Here is a 16,642-nt window from a genome sequence, read left to right as displayed (position 1 = left end):
CGGCGATGTCCACCCGGTAGAATCGGCGGGCATCCCACACTCAGGCACGCTCACACAGTGCCGAACATATCGTCCAGGAGACCCGCATGTCCGACGCGCACATTCCCGACAAGCCCGCCCTCGAGGGTCTCGAATCCAAGTGGGATGCCGCGTGGACGGCGCAGGGGACGTACCTGTTCGATCGTCACCGCGCCGCCGAGGTCGGCCGAGCGGGAATCTTCTCCGTCGACACTCCCCCGCCGACGGCTTCCGGCAGCCTGCACATCGGGCACGTGTTCAGCTACACCCACACCGACGTCAAGGTGCGCTTCGAGCGGATGCGCGGCAAGACCGTCTTCTACCCGATGGGCTGGGACGACAACGGCCTCCCCACAGAGCGCCGCGTCCAGAACTACTACGGCGTCCGCTGCGACCCTTCCCTGCCGTACGACCCCGGGTTCACCCCGCCCTACGAGGGCGGCGACAACAAGTCGAGCCGCGCGGCCGACCAGGTGCCGGTGAGCCGCCGCAACTTCATCGAGCTGTGCGAGAAGCTCACAGTCGAAGACGAGAAGCACTTCGAGGCGCTGTGGCGCTCGCTCGGGCTGAGCGTCGACTGGACGCAGACCTACCGCACCATCTCCGACGACACGATCCGCACGAGCCAGCTCGCGTTCCTGCGCAACGTGGAGCGCGGCGAGGCGTACCAGGCGATGGCCCCGACGCTGTGGGACATCGACTTCCGCAGCGCGATCGCCCAGGCCGAGCTCGAGGACCGCGATCAGCCCGCCGCCTATCACCGCGTGGCCTTCCACAAGACCGACGGCTCGGGCGACGTGCACATCGAGACCACGCGGCCCGAGCTTCTGCCCGCGTGCGTCGCCCTCGTCGCCAACCCCGACGACGAGCGCTACCAGCCGCTCTTCGGCACCACGGTGCGCACGCCGCTCTTCGACGTCGAAGTGCCGATCCTCGCCCACCCGCTCGCCCAGCAGGACAAGGGGTCGGGCATCGCGATGATCTGCACGTTCGGCGACGTCACCGACATCGTGTGGTGGCGCGAGCTCGATCTGCCGAACCGCACGATCCTCGGCCAGGACGGACGCGTCGTCCCCGAGGCGCCCGACGTGATCGTCACGGATGCCGCGAAGGCCGCGTACGCGGAGCTGGCGGGCAAGACGGTGTTCAGCGCGAAGAAGCGGATCGTCGAGCTCCTTTCGGAGTCCGGCGAACTGGAGGGCGAGCCCCGGCCGTTCACCCACCCCGTGAAGTTCTACGAGAAGGGCGATCGCCCGCTCGAGATCGTGTCGACGCGCCAGTGGTACGTCCGCAACGGCGCCCGCGATGAGTCTCTCCGCGAGCGCCTGATCGCACTCGGCAAGAGCATGTCGTGGCATCCGGACTTCATGCGCGTCCGCTTCGAGAACTGGACCAACGGCCTCACCGGCGACTGGCTGGTCTCGCGCCAGCGCTTCTTCGGCGTGCCCATCCCGGTGTGGTACGCGCTCGACGAGAACGGCGAGCGCGACTACGCGCGGGTGCTCGTTCCCGCGCCGGAGCAGCTCCCGGTCGACCCGACCAGCGACGTGCCTCCCGGCTACACCGCCGAGCAGCGCGGCGTCCCGGGCGGCTTCGACGGCGAGCGCGACATCTTCGACACGTGGGCGACGTCGTCGCTGACCCCGCAGCTCGCCGGCGGGTGGGAGCGCGACCCGGAGCTGTGGGACCTGGTCTCGCCGTTCGATGTGCGCCCGCAGGGTCAGGACATCATCCGGACCTGGCTGTTCTCGACCCTGCTCCGCAGCGCCCTCGAAGACGGCCGCGCGCCGTGGACGGATGCCGCGATCTCGGGCTTCATCGTCGATCCCGACCGCAAGAAGATGTCGAAGTCCAAGGGCAACGTCGTCACGCCCGCCGACATCCTCGCTCAGCACGGATCGGACGCGGTGCGCTATTGGGCCGCCTCGAGCAGGCTCGGCACGGACGCCGCCTTCGACCCGCAGAATCCGACGCAGATCAAGATCGGGCGCCGCCTCGCCATCAAGATCCTCAACGCCGCGAAGTTCGTGCTGTCCTTCCCCGTGCCCGAGGGTGCGGAGGTCACCCACGCGCTGGACGCGTCGATGCTCGCGAACCTGGACGACGTCGTCGCCGAGGCCACGCGGGCACTGGACGCCTACGACCACGCACGGGCGCTGGAGGTGACGGAGTCGTTCTTCTGGACGTTCTGCGACGACTACCTCGAACTGGTCAAGGAGCGCGCGTACGACCGGACCGACGTCGGGCAGGCCTCGGCCGCCCTCTCGCTGCGCACCGCGCTGTCGACGCTCCTGCGCCTGTTCGCGCCGGTCATCTCGTTCGCCGCAGAGGAGGCGTGGTCCTGGTTCAACGAGGGATCCGTCCACGCGGCCGCCTGGCCGGAGCCCCTGGGCTCCGGCGGCGACCCCGCGGTGCTCGACGTCGTCGGTGAGGCTCTCATCGGCGTCCGCCGCGCGAAGACCGAGGCCAAGGCCTCGCAGAAGACGCCCGTGGACAGCGTCACGATCGCGGGGCCTGCCACCGCTCTCGAGATGCTGCGGCTCGCGGAGGGCGACCTCAAGGCCGTCGGCCGCATCGCGGGCATCTCCTATGCCGAGGCCGACGAGCTGTCCGTGTCGGAGATCGTCCTCGCACCCCAGGAGGCCTGACATGCAGCTCGGCACACGCTGGACCTCGGGCGACGAGCCCCCCGCCGCCGTCCCGCCCGCGCTCCGCACCGGGATCGCCGCCGTGGACGCGACGATCCCGACCGATCAGTTCGGCCAGCCCCGGCCGCGCTGGACGCTCACCTGGCTCGAGGGGCGTCCCATCGCCGAGCTGGACACCGGTGTGATCGTGACGCTCGACGAAGACGGCGTGGCCGTTGCTCACCACGACACGGAAGACGGGTTCGCCTGAACCCGGACCGTCAGCGGTCGATCTCAGCCCCGGCTCGGCGGGTTCCGCCGACGAGGAGAGGGATGGCGACGAGGGCTGCGACCACGATGAACCCGCCCCCGATGAAGAAGGGGAGGCGCAGGTCGGTGCGGCCGATCCATCCGCCGACGAGTGTCGCGATCGGGAACAGCCCCCACGTCAGGGTGCGGATGACCCCCAGAACCCGGCCGAACATCTCACCCGGCACGATCTGCTGACGCAGCGCACCCCACGGGACGTTCCAGACGGAGACCGCGCCGGCGGCGACGGCGAAGGCGCTCACGGCTGTGATCGCGTCGGGCGCGAGCCCGGTGAGCACGGTTCCGACACCGGCGATGACGATGGCCCCGACCATGATCGGGCCGCGGCCGAAGCGCTCCACCAGGCGGGGTGCGATCAGCGAACCGGCGAGTGCGCCGATTCCGATCCCGGCGGTCACGAACCCTATCGCCACGTAGGCGACCTGCTGCTCGTCGAGGAAGAACAGGATGATGACGCCCTGCGACAACGAGAGGGCCGACCCGATGAGGGACGTGAACACCACCATGGAGCGCAGGTAGCGGTGCTGCCACAGGTATCTGAGCGCCTCGCGCGTGGTGACCCGAGTACGTGCTGGAGGAACCGCGACCGGCTCGGACATCATGCCCGCCGTCACATCCGGGGCATCCGGATCGGGCACCGCGGGAGCAGCCGCACCCCTGAGAGGTCGAGCCGCGCTGAGGGGAAGGAACAGCGCAAGCGCAATCGGCACGAGATAGGCTCCCGTGGTCGACCACAGCGGCAGCGCGAGGGAGACGGCGAACAGCACCCCCGCGATGGGTGTCGCGATGAAGTTGTCGATCGTGATCTGGGCGGCCTGCAGCCAGCCGTTCGCGCGATCCAGCCCTTCTCTGCGGACCACCGCGGGGACGATGGCGTTGGTCGCGTTGTCGAACAGCGTCTCACCGAGTCCGAACGCGAGCGTTCCGGCGATGAGGGCCCACAGGCTCATCGAGCTCGTCACAGCGAGAAGAGAGAGCCACAGCGCCACCCCGCCCCGCAGCGCGTTGGCGATCGCCATGACGATCCGGCGGTCGAAATGATCGACGATCATTCCGGCCGGCAAGCCGAACAGCAGCCAGGGCAAGAAAGCTACCGCGCCCAGCGCGGCGATCGCCAGCGGGTCGTCGGTGAGGGTCGTGCCGATCAGCGGCACCGCGGTGCGACCCAGTCCGTCGGCGAGGTTGCTGAAGGCGGCGGCCGTCCACAGCTTGCCGAAATCGCGACCCAGAGGGGGCCGGCCCTTGCGCCCGGCCCCCTCCGTCGTCGCCGGGGCGTCCGCGGTGTCGGTCATCTCGGCAGCATTCCGACAGAGCCCATCGCGAGGGCGTCGGAGCGTGCGTCGGTCGCGGCTGTCTGCGCCGGTACGGGCGAGGCGCTCGCGGCCCGGCGCTCCAGGCGGGCGGCGACGAACTGATCCACCCCCACGGCGGCGGCGAGCAGCATCCTCTCGAATCCCGTCGCGCTGACGGAGCGGGGTGCGGTGAGTGCGGTCATGACTGATCCCCCAGGGTCGGAAGCGGGAAGAGATCCGCCCGGATGGTGACCGGGCGGACGTTCTCGCCGGATTGATTGCGGTAGTTGTCGACGGTCTCGTCGATGAGGGCCATGATCCGCAGCGCGAGTTCTTTGCTCTGCTCCGGAGTGAGGCGCGCCGTGGCGGTGGAGATGAGCGTGCCCTCCTGCCAGACCTCGTCCTCGCCACTGATCCCGCGGTTGACGAAGTCGAGGAGCTGGTCGTTGCGGTTGCGGAGGAATTCGTTCATGACGACCTGGGTCGCGGCGCGGCCGGCCGGGGTGGTCATGGCATCGGGGTTCGCGAACGAGACGCCGCCCACCGGTCGTTCCCACCAACGCTCGCGCGCCGTTCCGCGGTCCTCCGCCTCACGGATGAGGTCGTGCTTCGCGAGGGCGCGCAGGTGGTAGCTCGTCGAGCCGCTGGACTCTCCGAGGCGCTCAGCGAGTGAGCTCGCGGTCTGAGGACCGTACTGGCTGAGGATGTCGTAGATCTTGACTCGGAGTGGATGCGCCAGAGCCCGCAGCGCGCCCGAGTCCAGGACGCGGTCCTCGTTGTGGCGCTGCTCGGAGCGCGCCATCGCCTCCGCCTGCGCGTCGACCTTTTTCTCTGCCATGCTCACAGATTAGCCATGCAAAGGTTTCTTTGCAAGCTTTTCTTTGCAATTACTTCTTTGCAAACAAATGTGGGCATTCTCGGTCTCGCTGATTAGGCTGGGCGGCATGTCGAACGACAACCCGCTTCTCTCCCCCAGCGCCCTTCCCTATGGCCTCCCCGATTACTCGGCGATCCGTCCCGAGCACTACCTCCCCGCCTTCCGGGCGGCGTTCGAGGAACACTCCGCCGAGGTGTCGCGGATCACCCGCGTGCGCTCGATGCCGACCTTCGAGAACACGCTCGTCCCCCTCGAAGAGAGCGGCCGGCTGCTCGGCGACGTCGCCCGCACGTTCTACACGGTGTCCTCCGCCGACGCGACCGAAGAGATCCAGGCGATCGAAGAAGAGCTCGCCCCGCTCATGTCGGCGCACCAGGACTCGATCCAGCTCGACGCGCAGCTGTACTGGCGCATCAAGACGATCCACGACCAGCTCGATGAACTCGAGCTCGAGCCCGAGCAGCGCTACCTCGTCGAGCGTCACTACCGCGAGATGACACACGCCGGCGCCGCGCTCGACGACGCCGCGAAGGAGCGACTGACAGCGCTCAACCAGCGCCTGTCGACGCGCACCACCGCCTTCGAGAAGAACCTGCTCGCCGACACCAACGACCTCGCCGTCGTCTTCGAGACGGCCGACGAGCTCGACGGGCTCACCGACGGCGAACTGTCCGCCGCCGCGCAGGCGGCGGCGGACCGCGGGCTCGAGGGGAGATGGGTCGTGACGCTCACGCTGTTCACCGGACACCCGTACCTCTCCTCCCTCACCCGTCGCGACAGCCGCAAGCGCATCCTGGACGCCTCCCGATCGCGTGGGTCGCGCGGCAATGCCCACGACAACCGCGAGGTGCTCCTCGAGATCGTCCGGCTCCGGGCCGAGCGCGCGGAGCTGCTGGGCTACGACACCCATGCGGCGTACATCACTTCGGACGAGACGGCGGGCTCACCCGCGGCCGTGCACGACCTGCTTCGACGCCTCGCCGCGCCGGCCGCGGCCAACGCGGTGCGCGAGCAGAGGGCACTGCAGTCGCTCATCGACGCCGAGCCCGAGCCGTTCGCCCTCGAGGCACACGACTGGGCGTTCTACACGGAGAAGGTCCGCGCCGCCGAGTACGACCTCGATCGTGCGGCGCTGCGGCCGTGGTTCGAGGCGGAGGGCGTGCTGCAGGACGGCGTGTTCCACGCGGCATCCGAACTGTACGGGATCACGTTCCGCGAGCGGGCCGACATCCGGGCCTACCACCCCGACGCCCGCGTGTTCGAGATCCACAACCCCGACGGGTCTGAGCTCGGCCTGTTCATCCTCGACCTCTACACGCGCGACACCAAGCGCGGCGGAGCCTGGATGAACGCGATCGTGTCGCAGTCCCGCCTTCGCGGCACGCGGCCGATCGTGGTCAACAACCTCAACGTTCCGAAGCCCGCCGCCGGAAGCCCCACCCTGCTGACGCTCGACGAGGTCACGACGCTCTTCCACGAATTCGGTCACGCGCTCCACGGTCTCTTCGCGACCGTCACCTATCCGCACTTCGCCGGGACGAACGTGTTCCGCGACTTCGTGGAGTTCCCGAGCCAGGTGAACGAGATGTGGATCTACTGGCCGCAGATCCTCGACCAGTACGCACGGCACGTCGACACCGGCGAGCCGCTCCCCGCTGACGTCGTCGAGAAGCTCCACGCGTCGGAGGCGTTCAACCAGGGCTTCGCGACCAGCGAGTATCTCGCCGCCTCGTGGCTCGACCAGGCCTGGCACTCGCTCACGCGCGAGCAGGCCGGCCTCGACATCGACGTCGCCGAGTTCGAGGCATCCGCCCTGCGGGAGATCGGGCTCGACAATCCCGCCGTGCCCACGCGCTACTCGTCGACCTACTTCGCGCACGTGTTCTCCGGCGGCTACAGCGCCGGCTACTACTCGTACATCTGGAGCGAGGTGCTCGACGCCGACACCGTCGAGTGGTTCCGCGAGAACGGCGGACTCACACGCGACAACGGCGACCGATTCCGGGAGCGCCTGCTCGGCGTGGGCGGATCGAAGGATCCTCTCGAGGCCTATCGCGACTTCCGCGGGAGGGATGCCGACATCCGGCCGCTTCTCGAGCGCCGGGGCCTCGTCGCCTGAACCGCCCGTCAGCCGCCGTGGGCGACGGCCCACGCGGCTGCGGCGGCGCGCGAGCGCGCACCCAGTTTCGCTCGCGCGTTGGCGACGTGGCGGTGGACGGTGTGGGCGCTGAGGAAGAGCTCTGCCGCGATCTGCGCGTCGGTCATGCCGCGCGCGACAAGCAGGAGAACCTCGAGTTCCCTGACCGTGATCGGCAGCGGCTGACGGTGCGGGGCCGGCTCGTCGGCACCGCGCGCCAGCGCAGCGTCGGGAACGCCGTCGAATCGCAGCGCGGCATTCAGCAGGGAGTCGGTGTCACCGTGCCAGGGATGGTGGTCGGCGCCGTCGAGCACGACCAGGCGCGCATCGGGAAGCGCGTCGGCGACGGCCGCTCCCAGAGCCAGGCGGATCGCACGGTCGCCACGGCGGTGGAGCACGACTGCCGGCGCAGACACCTGCGAAGCGTACGGACGGGCATCGAAGGAGTAGACCGCTTCGAGCGCCGCCGCGGCCGCCTCGGCCGTCGCGGTCGAGCGCTGGTGGCGCACGTAGGCCTCGCGCTGGGCCGGCGTCGCGTCGGGATAGAAGATGTCGGACATCACCCGGGAGCTCACGCCCCAGCTCCGCCGCACCAGATCGATCAGCGCCTGCCGGTCCGCGTCCGGCGCGATGAGACCGCCGGCCAGGTATGCGCCGCAGAGCACCAGGCGCCGTACCCGTTCCGGATGCTTCGCAGCAAACGCGATCGCGACCGGGCAGCCCGACGAACCCGCCAGCAGCGTGGCCTCGGACACTCCCGCGGCGTCGAGCACGGCCAGCATGGCGGCGACGTGGGGCGCGAGATCGGAGGGGGTCTCTCGCGTCCGCGAGAGGCCGCTGCCCGGCGGGTCCATCCGGATCACGCGCCGGTGCTGCGCGATGCGAGCGACGAAGTCGCCGAACGGCGCGTACTCCGCATCGCGCTCGAGGTGACTCATCCACCAGCCGCCGATCAGCACCGGCGGCCCCTCGCCCACCGCCGACCACGCGACGTCGTCGGTTCCCGACCACGCGTAGCGGATGGAGGGCTCGTCCGGTCGCACGATCTCAGTATGGGATACCGCCCGGCCCGTGTGGTACGGGCCGGGCGGACGTCCCGGTCGGGCCTTGAGCAGACCGACGCTCACGCGTTCAGTCGGTAGAACGACCAGGCCGGGTGCTCGATCGGGAGCTGCCGGGCGTGAGCGAGTCCCACGTCGCGGCCCCAGGCGATCACCGACGGCGCTCGCAGGACCGTGCCGTGCGCGTGCCCGCCGCCCTCTGCGAGCGTGGCCGGCAGACAGTGCAGAACGCTGAAGGCCGAGAACATGCGGTCGGTGTCGGTGCCCGGCGCGACGAACTCGTCGGAGACCTGGGCATCGCCGATCAGGATCGCTCCGCCCGGCTCCAGCGTGCTCGAGAGCGCCGCGAGCCCGCGACGGGGATCCCTCATGTCGTGGAGGGCGAGGAAGACGGTGACCAGGGCCACCTCACCGTCGACGACCCGCGAGATCGCTCCGGCGTCGGTCGCGTCCAGACAGGCGAAGGAGACACGGTCCCCCACGCCCGAAGCCGCGGCATGTCGGCGGGCTTCGTCGATGGATGCCTCGTCGAGGTCGACGCCGATCACCCGGGCACGCGGGAACCGCTGCGCGAGCGCGACGCTCGACCAGCCCGTGCCGCATCCGGCATCCAGGATCGTCCCGCCCGCTTCGAGGCGCGCCGTGATGTCGGGCAGGGCCTCCATCCACAGGGGAAGGGCGTGCGTGTAGCCGGGGCGATAGATCGTCTCGAGACCGTGGCGCACGGCCGGTCCGAAGTCGGCGTACCGGACGGCACCGCCGTGCGGGAAAGTCGCGGCGACGTCGTCGAACGTCTCGGCGATCCCCGCGAACATCTCGGCGAGTCCCGCGCCGTGGAGCGGGCTGGTCGGATCCAGGAGCACGGGCCGGAACGCTCCGGGAAGACGGTATCGTCGTGGCTCGCCCGAGTCGGCGAGGAGGATGCCCGCGATCGCCTGCTGGTCGAGCCACTCACGCAGCTGCCGCTCGGTGATCCCGGTCTGCGCCGAAAGCTCGGCCGAAGTGACGGCCCCCGCCTGGTCGATGGACGCGTAGATACCGTGGCGGAGGCCGAGTTCGACGGTGAGCAGTTCCAGCGCCGGGGTGAGAGAGGCCAGCAGACGCATGGTGAGCGCGGCGCCCTCGTCCGCTTCTGCCGCGCGCAGCTCGGCTTCGGCGGTGTCGACGCCGTCGTGAACATGGGTGGTCATGGTGTTTCCTTTCTGGAGCCCCGGCGGCGCCGGGCGGAGGGGTTCGGTCTGGCGCGCGGGATACGCGCCTGGAGGTGGAAAAGCGCTCGGTCGGTTCAGGCGAAGCGGCCGATGGCACGGGCGAGGCGCTGGCGCCGCACGGCGATCCACGTCGAATCCGCGCGGGCGGCGACGACACCCGAGGCGTCGACGACCGCGACGGAGGTCTCGATGCGGCGTCCGACACGCTCACGCGTCCAGCTGAAGACGACGAGCTGTTCTCCGACGCGCGGGCGACGCATCACGGACGCGGTCATCGTCCCGAGCAGGCACAGCTCGCGCTCCCGGAGCGCTGCCGCCGGATAGCTCGGGCAGTCCATGGCCGCCCAGACGGCGGCGAACGGTGCGGTTCCTCCGACGGCATCCCGGCTGTCGACGAGCCACGGGGCCGCGAGCATCTCGGGTCGATCCGGGAGCGGTCCGGGGGTGACGTGCATGCCGTCACGGCGCCCCGGCGCGCACACCACGCAGTCGGAGAACGGATGACGCACCCCGGCGAGCGGGTGGGCGTTGCGGGCGGCCTCGGCCTCGTGCCAGTCAGGCGCCTGGGGCATGACAGTCTCGACGAGACGCCCGGGCGCCGCATCGGCGATGAGCGTCCGACCGTTCAGCACCTCGCAGCCCTGACCTTCGCGTGCGATGACACGCAGCGTCTTCCCGAGCGGAACGGGGCGTCGGAGCTTCACCGTGACGACGTCGGCGTCGACGCGACGCGCGATCGCACCTGCTGCGAAACCGCCGTTGGCCGAGCGACGTGGTCCGTTGTGGCGCGGATGGATGACGATCGGCTCCATAAGCGTCGACGCACCACGAGGCGCCGGGTGCCGGAGGTCGAACGCGGCGGGCCGGCCGAAGAGCCCGGCGGCGTCGTGGGTGGAGAGGACGATTTCTGACATGCCCCGAGTCAATCGCTCGGGCAGTCCTCCCCGCGTCGCCGGGATCGGCCATCAGGCATGGCCGGAATCGGCCAATCCCTGCCGGGAGTCAGGCGCTCTTGCGCTTCTGGCGGAGCACGAGCGTGGGCGGAGCGCCCTCCTCGACGGACGCGCGCGTCACGATCGCCTTGTCGACATCGTCGGTGGACGGGATCTCGAACATGATCGGGCCCAGCACGTCCTCGAGGATCGCGCGCAGGCCCCGGGCACCGGTCTTGCGCTCGACAGCCAGGTCGGCAATCGCCTCGAGCGCCTCGGTGTCGAACTCGAGGGTGACGCCGTCGAGTTCGAACATGCGCTGATACTGCTTCACGAGCGCATTCTTGGGCACCGTGAGGATCTCCATGAGAGCCTCACGGTCGAGTGGCGACACCGACGCCACGACCGGCAGACGGCCGATGAACTCGGGGATGAGGCCGAACTTGTGGAGGTCTTCGGGCTTCACCTCGCTGAAGAGGCTGAGGTCGTCGCCCTTGTTGTGCAGCGGGGCTCCGAACCCGATCCCGTGCTTGCCGACGCGAGAGGAGATGATGTCTTCCAACCCGGCGAAGGCCCCCGCCACGATGAACAGCACGTTCGTCGTGTCGATCTGGATGAATTCCTGGTGGGGGTGCTTGCGGCCGCCCTGCGGCGGGACCGAGGCGACCGTGCCCTCGAGGATCTTGAGCAGCGCCTGCTGCACGCCTTCACCCGACACGTCACGCGTGATCGAGGGATTCTCGGCTTTGCGAGCGATCTTGTCGACCTCGTCGATGTAGATGATGCCGGTCTCGGCGCGCTTCGTGTCGAAGTCGGCCGCCTGCAGCAGCTTGAGCAGGATGTTCTCGACGTCCTCGCCGACGTAGCCCGCCTCGGTGAGGGCGGTGGCGTCGGCGACGGCGAACGGCACGTTGAGGCGCTTCGCGAGCGTCTGCGCGAGGTAGGTCTTGCCGCAACCGGTCGGACCGAGGAGCAGGATGTTGCTCTTGGCGATCTCGACCTCATCGGCCCGCTGCTCGGCGGACTGGATCGTGCCGTGGGCGCGCACGCGCTTGTAGTGGTTGTAGACCGCGACCGAGAGCGCGCGCTTGGCGGCGTGCTGGCCGACGACGTACTCCTCGAGGAAGCCGAAGATCTCGCGGGGCTTCGGCAGGTCGAAGTCGGTCACGACGCCCGAGCTGGACTCGGCCATGCGCTCTTCGATGATCTCGTTGCACAGCTCGACGCATTCGTCGCAGATGTAGACGCCGGGACCTGCGATCAGCTGCTGGACCTGCTTCTGGCTCTTTCCGCAGAAGGAGCACTTGAACAGGTCGGCGCTCTCACCGATGCGTGCCATACGGCTCCCTCTCGTGCGACGGGGCGGCCCCCGGCTGTTCTCCGAGCCTAATCGCATCGGGCGACATGCGGAGGGATTGCGACACGCGTTGTGCGCGCCTGCGATTCTGCTCACGGCGAAGCCCCGCCGCCCGGAGTGATCCGGGGACGGGGCTTCGCGGCATCCGCTCTACTTGGTCAGTGCGGCGGGGGTGCGCTTGCGGGTCGTGAGCACCTGGTCGACGAGACCATAGGCCACGGCCTCTTCGGCGGACAGGATCTTGTCGCGATCGATGTCCTTGTTGACCTCTTCGACGCTCTTCGTCGAGTGCTTCGACAGCGTCTGCTCGAGCCACGTGCGCATGCGCATGATCTCCTGCGCCTGGATCTCGATGTCGGAGGCCTGGCCGTGCCCGGCCTCGCCCATCGCCGGCTGGTGGATCAGGATGCGCGCGTTCGGCAGCGCGAGGCGCTTGCCGGGCGCGCCGGCTGCCAGCAGCACCGCCGCCGCCGACGCTGCCTGCCCGAGCACGACGGTCTGGATCTGCGGGGACACGTACTGCATGGTGTCGTAGATCGCGGTCATCGCGGTGAACGATCCGCCGGGCGAGTTGATGTACATGATGATGTCGCGGTCGGGGTCCTGGGACTCGAGCACGAGCAGCTGCGCCATCACGTCGTCGGCCGACGCGTCGTCGACCTGGACGCCCAGGAAGATCACGCGGTCCTCGAACAGCTTGTTGTACGGGTCCTGGCGCTTGTAGCCGTAGGCGGTGCGCTCCTCGAACTGCGGCAGGATATACCGGCTGCCGGGCATCTGGAGCGACTGCGGGGCGCTGGGTCCGAAGGTGGGGGTCTGCATTCCGGGTTCTCTCTCTTTCGCCTTCGGATCCGTCAGGACGCGGTTCCGCCGCCGCCGACGACGTCGGTCGCGGACTCGCGGATGTGGTCGACGAAACCGTACTCCAGCGCCTCGTCCGCGCTGAACCACCGGTCACGATCGCCGTCGGCGTTGATCTGCTCGACCGACTTGCCGGTCTGGGCCGCCGTGATCTCGGCGAGGCGCTTCTTCATGTCGAGGATCAGCTGCGCCTGGGTCTGGATGTCGCTCGCCGTGCCGCCGAAGCCGCCGTGCGGCTGGTGGAGCAACACGCGGGCGTTGGGCGTGATGTAGCGCTTGCCCTTCGTGCCGGCCGTCAGCAGCAGCTGACCCATGGACGCGGCCATCCCGATGCCGACGGTGACGATGTCGTTCGGCACGAACTGCATCGTGTCGTAGATCGCCATGCCGGCCGTGATCGAGCCGCCGGGCGAGTTGATGTAGAGATAGATGTCCTTCTCGGAGTCCTCGGCGGCGAGAAGGAGGATCTTCGCGCAGATCTCGTTGGCGTTCTCGTCACGCACCTCCGACCCCAGCCAGATGATGCGGTCCTTCAGCAGCCTGTCGAAGACGCTGGTCGCGACAAGTGGTTCGGCCATGTGTACTCCTGATTCCGTGGTCGTGCCATCGAATCTACCGGCGCGCCGAGAGCGACCCGCCCGTGTTCGCCGTGGGCAGATCAGGCGTGCAGCCCAATGCGTCGGATGGGGCTGGCCCGAACGAGATCTCGGCAGCGGGTGGCGAGTTGCGGACCACGGTCGCCGTAAGAGTGGGCGAAGATGGCGGTGATCCCCGAACTGCTGGCGGTCTACGAGACGACCGCGCAGAGCACGCGAGCGCTCCCCGATGAGGATGGAGTCATCTGGCTGAGCTGAGCGGAGTCGTCCGCGTCACGTCGGTCGCAATTCCTCGGCGTACCAGGTTACCGAACGGCGGTAGCGCGACAGGTGGGGCGCCAGAGCGAGAAGGGCGACGGATGCCGCACCCCGCGCGTCTCCGTCCGACACCAGCGCGAGTGCGAGGAACGCCGCCGCCTCGTCGTGCAGCGGCGACGCGGGCTCGCGTTCGACCTCGGCGCGCAGCATCCGCACGGCTTCGCCGGCGCGTCCGAGATTGCGGACGGTGCTCGCGAGCTGGATCACCGCCTGCGGTCGGCGCGCGTCGTCGAGTCCGGCGTCGAGCGCGGCCCGGTAGAGCGGCTCGGCGTCGGCCTCGAGTCCTGCCGAATCGCGCGCCCCGGCCCGTTCGAACAGGCCGCGCGCGTCGTTCGGCGCGAGCTCGGCGGCGAGGGCATCGATCCGCTCGAGGCGTGCGGCGTCGTCCAGGTCGTCGTCGGCCCATACCGCGTCGACGCGTTGCTGCCAGTCATCGGTCATGCTCGTCCTCCTCGACGAAGAAGGGGACGGATGCCGCGGCATCCGTCCCCTCGTCGCTTCTGTGCGACTACTCCTTGTCGGCGGCCTTCTTCCGGGCCGGCGCCTTCTTCTTGGGCTTCTCCTCGGCCGCGATCACGGCGTCGGCGTCGGCCGCGGCATCCGCGATCTCCTGCGCCTCTTCGACGACCTCTTCCTCGGCCTGGGCCTCGTCTTCGACCGCCACGAAGCCGGTCAGGTCGACCGGATTGCCGTTGGTGTCGACCACGGTGACCTTGCCGAGCGCGACCGCGAGGGCCTTGTTGCGCGCGACCTCGCCGACCATGGCGGGCAGCTGGTTGCCCTCCTGGAGAGCGTTGACGAAGTCCTGCGGGGCCATGCCGTACTGCGCCGCCGACTGCACGAGGTACTGCGTGAGCTCGTCCTGCGAGACCTGAACGTTGACGCTCTCGGCGATCTTGTCGAGCAGCATCTGCGTCTTGAACTGCTTCTCGCTGGCCTCGGCGACCTCGGCGCGGTGCACGTCGTCCTCGAGACGCCCCTCGCCCTCGAGGTGGTTGTGCACCTCGTCGTCGATGAGCTGCTGCGGCACCGGGATCTCGACCTGCTCGAGCAGCTGCTCGATGAGCTTGTCGCGCGCGGCGGAGCCCTGAGTGAACACCGACTGCTGGCCGACGCGCTCCTTGAGGCTGTCGCGGAGCTCGGCGATCGTGTCGAACTCGCTGGCGATCTGCGCGAAGTCGTCGTCGGCCTCGGGCAGCTCGCGCTCCTTGACGGCCTTGACGGTGACCGAGACCTCGGCCTCTTCGCCGGCGTGGTCGCCGCCGACGAGGGTGGAGCGGAACGTGGTGTCCTCGCCCGCGGTGAGCGAGTCGATGGCCTCGTCGATGCCCTCGAGCAGTTCGCCCGAGCCGACCTCGTACGACACGCCCTCGGCGCGGTCGATCTCGGCGCCGTCGATCGTGGCGATGAGGTCGAGCTCGACGAAGTCGCCCGTCGTAGCGGGACGATCAACGGTCACCAGGGTGCCGAAGCGGGCGCGCAGGCGGTCGAGCTCCTCGTCGATCGCCGACTCGTCGACCTCGACGGCCTCGACCTCGACGGTCGTGCCCTCGAACGCGGGAAGGTCGAACTCGGGACGGACGTCGACCTCGACCTGGACCTCGAGGTCGCCGGAGAAGTCCTTCTCATTCGGCCACTCGGTGACCTCGGCGCTCGGGCGACCCAGGACGCGCAGCTCGTTGGCCTCGACGGCCTGACGGTAGAAGCCGTCCAGTCCCTCACTCACCGCGTGCTCCAGCACCGCCACGCGGCCGATGCGCTGATCGATGATCGGCGCGGGGACCTTGCCCTTGCGGAAGCCGGGGATCTGCACGTCCTGCGCGATGTGCTCGTACGCGTGCGCGATGCTCGGCTTGAGCTCCTCGGGCGTGACCGTGATGTGGAGCTTCACCCGGGTCGGGCTGAGCTTCTCGACGGTGCTGTTCACCATGCCTTTTCGTTCTCCTCTATCTGACCGCGCGCGTGCGCGGCGGCTGAAAGTCTGGTTTCGCGGAATCTGCGGCCGTGATGTCGGGGCGACAGGATTTGAACCTGCGGCCTCCCGCTCCCAAAGCGGGCGCTCTACCAAGCTGAGCTACGCCCCGGGCGGGTTCGCACACATGCGTGCGCCTTTCGGCCCCTGGAAGTCTAGCCGACGCACCCGGAACGTATCTGCGCGGGCGCTCAGACGCGCTCCACCCACTGCGCCCGCCAGTCCGGCGCGGGGAACGGCTTGGTCCAATACGCCGTCTCGCGGGCGATGCGACCGTCTCGAAGCTCGAAGACGAAGACGCTCTGGAACGGGTCGCCGTCGCCGTAGTCGAGATCGGCCTCGAGAACCCACAGGTCGCCGCTGCCCGTGAGCCTGCGCGGTGCGACCGTCGGCAGTCGCGGGAACGACCCGTAGATCGCTCGCCGGTTGTCGGCACCGTTGATCCGCTCCCCCGACTGCGGCCAGTCCATCACCGCATCCTCGTGGAAGAGATCGTCCATGCCTCCCACGTCGCCGGCATTCAACGTGGCCACGAGCGCCTCGACCACCTGCTCACCTGAACGCACCATCGCGTCTCCTTCCCTCGTCCGCGCGTCGGGTTCGCGGGTCTGAACGGGGCGGAGGCCACGATGTACTACGATTGGTCGGTGCCCGTCCGCGGGCGCACGGGGATGTAGCTCAATGGTAGAGCCTCAGTCTTCCAAACTGATGGTGCGGGTTCGATTCCCGTCATCCCCTCCACATCGACTTCGGCGGCGCGATTGACGCACCCCGGATCTCTCCCCTCGGCAGAACCCGAGCGCGCCCATCGCCCTTACACGGATTTACGCGACTGCATCCGAGAGGCCCCGTCCGTCGGAACACACATATGCCGGGCTACGGCGAAGTGGCCGAGTACGACACCGCCCGCGGCATCCGCGGCGGTTGGCGTCTCCACAACCCCAGTACCGGGCGCGCGCGACCCCCAGACGCGCCAGACGCCCGGGGAGGCGAGGCAGGGCGGGCTGACCGGCGAGGGGCGGCCCGCCCTGCCGCTCCTGGTGCGCCGTGACG

General features: G+C 69.2%; 15 protein-coding genes and 2 tRNA genes. 4 read left to right on the top strand and 13 right to left on the bottom strand.

The genetic code is table 11. The features are described 5' to 3' along the window. The first annotated feature begins 86 nt into the window (after positions 1 to 86). Together valS and ACFQ0P_RS13230 are read left to right on the top strand one after the other, a co-directional pair. Complete coding sequence (gene valS, locus ACFQ0P_RS13235) at positions 87 to 2,666, top strand: valine--tRNA ligase (RefSeq protein WP_204979130.1); 2,580 nt, start codon at positions 87 to 89, stop codon at positions 2,664 to 2,666. Position 2,667: 1 nt separating this feature from the next. Beyond that, a complete protein-coding gene (locus ACFQ0P_RS13230) occupies positions 2,668 to 2,916 on the top strand; it encodes a hypothetical protein (RefSeq protein WP_204979129.1) in 249 nt (82 codons plus the stop codon). A 10-nt stretch (positions 2,917 to 2,926) separates the two neighbouring features. Here ACFQ0P_RS13230 and ACFQ0P_RS13225 read toward each other — a convergent pair whose 3' ends face one another. The 3 genes from ACFQ0P_RS13225 to ACFQ0P_RS13215 are packed head-to-tail and all read right to left on the bottom strand — an operon-like array spanning position 2,927 to position 5,105. Beyond that, on the bottom strand, positions 2,927 to 4,267 hold the full coding sequence (locus ACFQ0P_RS13225) for an MFS transporter (protein WP_204979128.1): 1,341 nt from the start codon (positions 4,265 to 4,267) through the stop codon (positions 2,927 to 2,929). After that, a complete protein-coding gene (locus tag ACFQ0P_RS13220) occupies positions 4,264 to 4,470 on the bottom strand; it encodes a hypothetical protein (protein WP_204979127.1) in 207 nt (68 codons plus the stop codon). Before ACFQ0P_RS13220 ends, ACFQ0P_RS13225 begins: the two co-directional genes overlap by 4 nt. Then, complete coding sequence (locus ACFQ0P_RS13215) at positions 4,467 to 5,105, bottom strand: ArsR/SmtB family transcription factor (protein ID WP_378772531.1); 639 nt, start codon at positions 5,103 to 5,105, stop codon at positions 4,467 to 4,469. The genes ACFQ0P_RS13220 and ACFQ0P_RS13215 overlap by 4 nt, the downstream gene beginning before the upstream one ends. Before the next feature lie 106 nt (positions 5,106 to 5,211). Here ACFQ0P_RS13215 and ACFQ0P_RS13210 point away from each other — a divergent pair, with 106 nt between their 5' ends. Next, positions 5,212 to 7,263, top strand: coding sequence for a M3 family metallopeptidase (locus tag ACFQ0P_RS13210; protein WP_204979126.1), 2,052 nt, complete (start codon positions 5,212 to 5,214; stop codon positions 7,261 to 7,263). Between the two features lie 8 nt (positions 7,264 to 7,271). Here ACFQ0P_RS13210 and ACFQ0P_RS13205 read toward each other — a convergent pair whose 3' ends face one another. The 10 genes from ACFQ0P_RS13205 to ACFQ0P_RS13160 all read right to left on the bottom strand — a co-directional run bounded on the left by ACFQ0P_RS13205 (position 7,272) and on the right by ACFQ0P_RS13160 (position 16,158). Further along, positions 7,272 to 8,324, bottom strand: coding sequence for an alpha/beta fold hydrolase (locus ACFQ0P_RS13205; RefSeq protein ID WP_378772529.1), 1,053 nt, complete (start codon positions 8,322 to 8,324; stop codon positions 7,272 to 7,274). An 80-nt stretch (positions 8,325 to 8,404) separates the two neighbouring features. Beyond that, positions 8,405 to 9,532 (bottom strand): class I SAM-dependent methyltransferase, encoded by a 1,128-nt coding sequence (locus ACFQ0P_RS13200; RefSeq protein WP_204979125.1) that lies wholly within the window; start codon positions 9,530 to 9,532, stop codon positions 8,405 to 8,407. 95 nt (positions 9,533 to 9,627) lie between these two features. After that, entirely contained in the window at positions 9,628 to 10,467 is an 840-nt protein-coding gene (locus ACFQ0P_RS13195) for a hypothetical protein (RefSeq protein WP_204979124.1), read from the bottom strand. Between the two features lie 88 nt (positions 10,468 to 10,555). Beyond that, complete coding sequence (gene clpX, locus ACFQ0P_RS13190) at positions 10,556 to 11,824, bottom strand: ATP-dependent Clp protease ATP-binding subunit ClpX (protein WP_204979123.1); 1,269 nt, start codon at positions 11,822 to 11,824, stop codon at positions 10,556 to 10,558. Positions 11,825 to 11,992: 168 nt separating this feature from the next. Beyond that, positions 11,993 to 12,664: an ATP-dependent Clp protease proteolytic subunit gene (locus ACFQ0P_RS13185; RefSeq protein ID WP_204979122.1), complete on the bottom strand. Its 672-nt coding sequence runs from the start codon at positions 12,662 to 12,664 to the stop codon at positions 11,993 to 11,995. 32 nt (positions 12,665 to 12,696) lie between these two features. Further along, on the bottom strand, positions 12,697 to 13,281 hold the full coding sequence (locus ACFQ0P_RS13180; RefSeq protein ID WP_204979121.1) for an ATP-dependent Clp protease proteolytic subunit: 585 nt from the start codon (positions 13,279 to 13,281) through the stop codon (positions 12,697 to 12,699). Between the two features lie 291 nt (positions 13,282 to 13,572). Then, positions 13,573 to 14,058 carry a tetratricopeptide repeat protein gene (locus ACFQ0P_RS13175; RefSeq protein ID WP_204979120.1) on the bottom strand — a complete coding sequence of 162 codons (486 nt, stop codon included), beginning with the start codon at positions 14,056 to 14,058 and terminating at the stop codon, positions 13,573 to 13,575. Positions 14,059 to 14,125: 67 nt separating this feature from the next. Further along, positions 14,126 to 15,547: a trigger factor gene (gene tig / locus ACFQ0P_RS13170; protein WP_204979119.1), complete on the bottom strand. Its 1,422-nt coding sequence runs from the start codon at positions 15,545 to 15,547 to the stop codon at positions 14,126 to 14,128. Between the two features lie 80 nt (positions 15,548 to 15,627). Beyond that, positions 15,628 to 15,701 (bottom strand) — tRNA-Pro (locus ACFQ0P_RS13165). A gap of 79 nt (positions 15,702 to 15,780) precedes the next feature. After that, positions 15,781 to 16,158 (bottom strand): nuclear transport factor 2 family protein, encoded by a 378-nt coding sequence (locus ACFQ0P_RS13160; protein ID WP_204979118.1) that lies wholly within the window; start codon positions 16,156 to 16,158, stop codon positions 15,781 to 15,783. A gap of 98 nt (positions 16,159 to 16,256) precedes the next feature. Here ACFQ0P_RS13160 and ACFQ0P_RS13155 point away from each other — a divergent pair. Further along, a tRNA-Gly gene (locus ACFQ0P_RS13155) sits at positions 16,257 to 16,330 on the top strand. Positions 16,331 to 16,642 lie beyond the last annotated feature (312 nt).

This window comes from Microbacterium insulae, from assembly GCF_042677065.1.
Lineage (GTDB): Bacteria > Actinomycetota > Actinomycetes > Actinomycetales > Microbacteriaceae > Microbacterium > Microbacterium insulae.
This window is presented reverse-complemented; position numbering and strand designations above follow the sequence as displayed.

Bases quoted from the DNA above. Each gene is read 5' to 3' on its own strand.
- valS (WP_204979130.1), top strand. From the start codon at position 87: ATGTCCGACGCGCACATTCCCGACAAGCCCGCCCTCGAGGGTCTCGAA.
- ACFQ0P_RS13230 (WP_204979129.1), top strand. From the start codon at position 2,668: ATGCAGCTCGGCACACGCTGGACCTCGGGCGACGAGCCCCCCGCCGCC.
- ACFQ0P_RS13225 (WP_204979128.1), bottom strand. From the start codon at position 4,267: ATGACCGACACCGCGGACGCCCCGGCGACGACGGAGGGGGCCGGGCGC.
- ACFQ0P_RS13220 (WP_204979127.1), bottom strand. From the start codon at position 4,470: ATGACCGCACTCACCGCACCCCGCTCCGTCAGCGCGACGGGATTCGAG.
- ACFQ0P_RS13215 (WP_378772531.1), bottom strand. From the start codon at position 5,105: ATGGCAGAGAAAAAGGTCGACGCGCAGGCGGAGGCGATGGCGCGCTCC.
- ACFQ0P_RS13210 (WP_204979126.1), top strand. From the start codon at position 5,212: ATGTCGAACGACAACCCGCTTCTCTCCCCCAGCGCCCTTCCCTATGGC.
- ACFQ0P_RS13200 (WP_204979125.1), bottom strand. From the start codon at position 9,532: ATGACCACCCATGTTCACGACGGCGTCGACACCGCCGAAGCCGAGCTG.
- ACFQ0P_RS13195 (WP_204979124.1), bottom strand. From the start codon at position 10,467: ATGTCAGAAATCGTCCTCTCCACCCACGACGCCGCCGGGCTCTTCGGC.
- clpX (WP_204979123.1), bottom strand. From the start codon at position 11,824: ATGGCACGCATCGGTGAGAGCGCCGACCTGTTCAAGTGCTCCTTCTGC.
- ACFQ0P_RS13185 (WP_204979122.1), bottom strand. From the start codon at position 12,664: ATGCAGACCCCCACCTTCGGACCCAGCGCCCCGCAGTCGCTCCAGATG.
- ACFQ0P_RS13180 (WP_204979121.1), bottom strand. From the start codon at position 13,281: ATGGCCGAACCACTTGTCGCGACCAGCGTCTTCGACAGGCTGCTGAAG.
- ACFQ0P_RS13175 (WP_204979120.1), bottom strand. From the start codon at position 14,058: ATGACCGATGACTGGCAGCAACGCGTCGACGCGGTATGGGCCGACGAC.
- tig (WP_204979119.1), bottom strand. From the start codon at position 15,547: ATGGTGAACAGCACCGTCGAGAAGCTCAGCCCGACCCGGGTGAAGCTC.
- ACFQ0P_RS13160 (WP_204979118.1), bottom strand. From the start codon at position 16,158: ATGGTGCGTTCAGGTGAGCAGGTGGTCGAGGCGCTCGTGGCCACGTTG.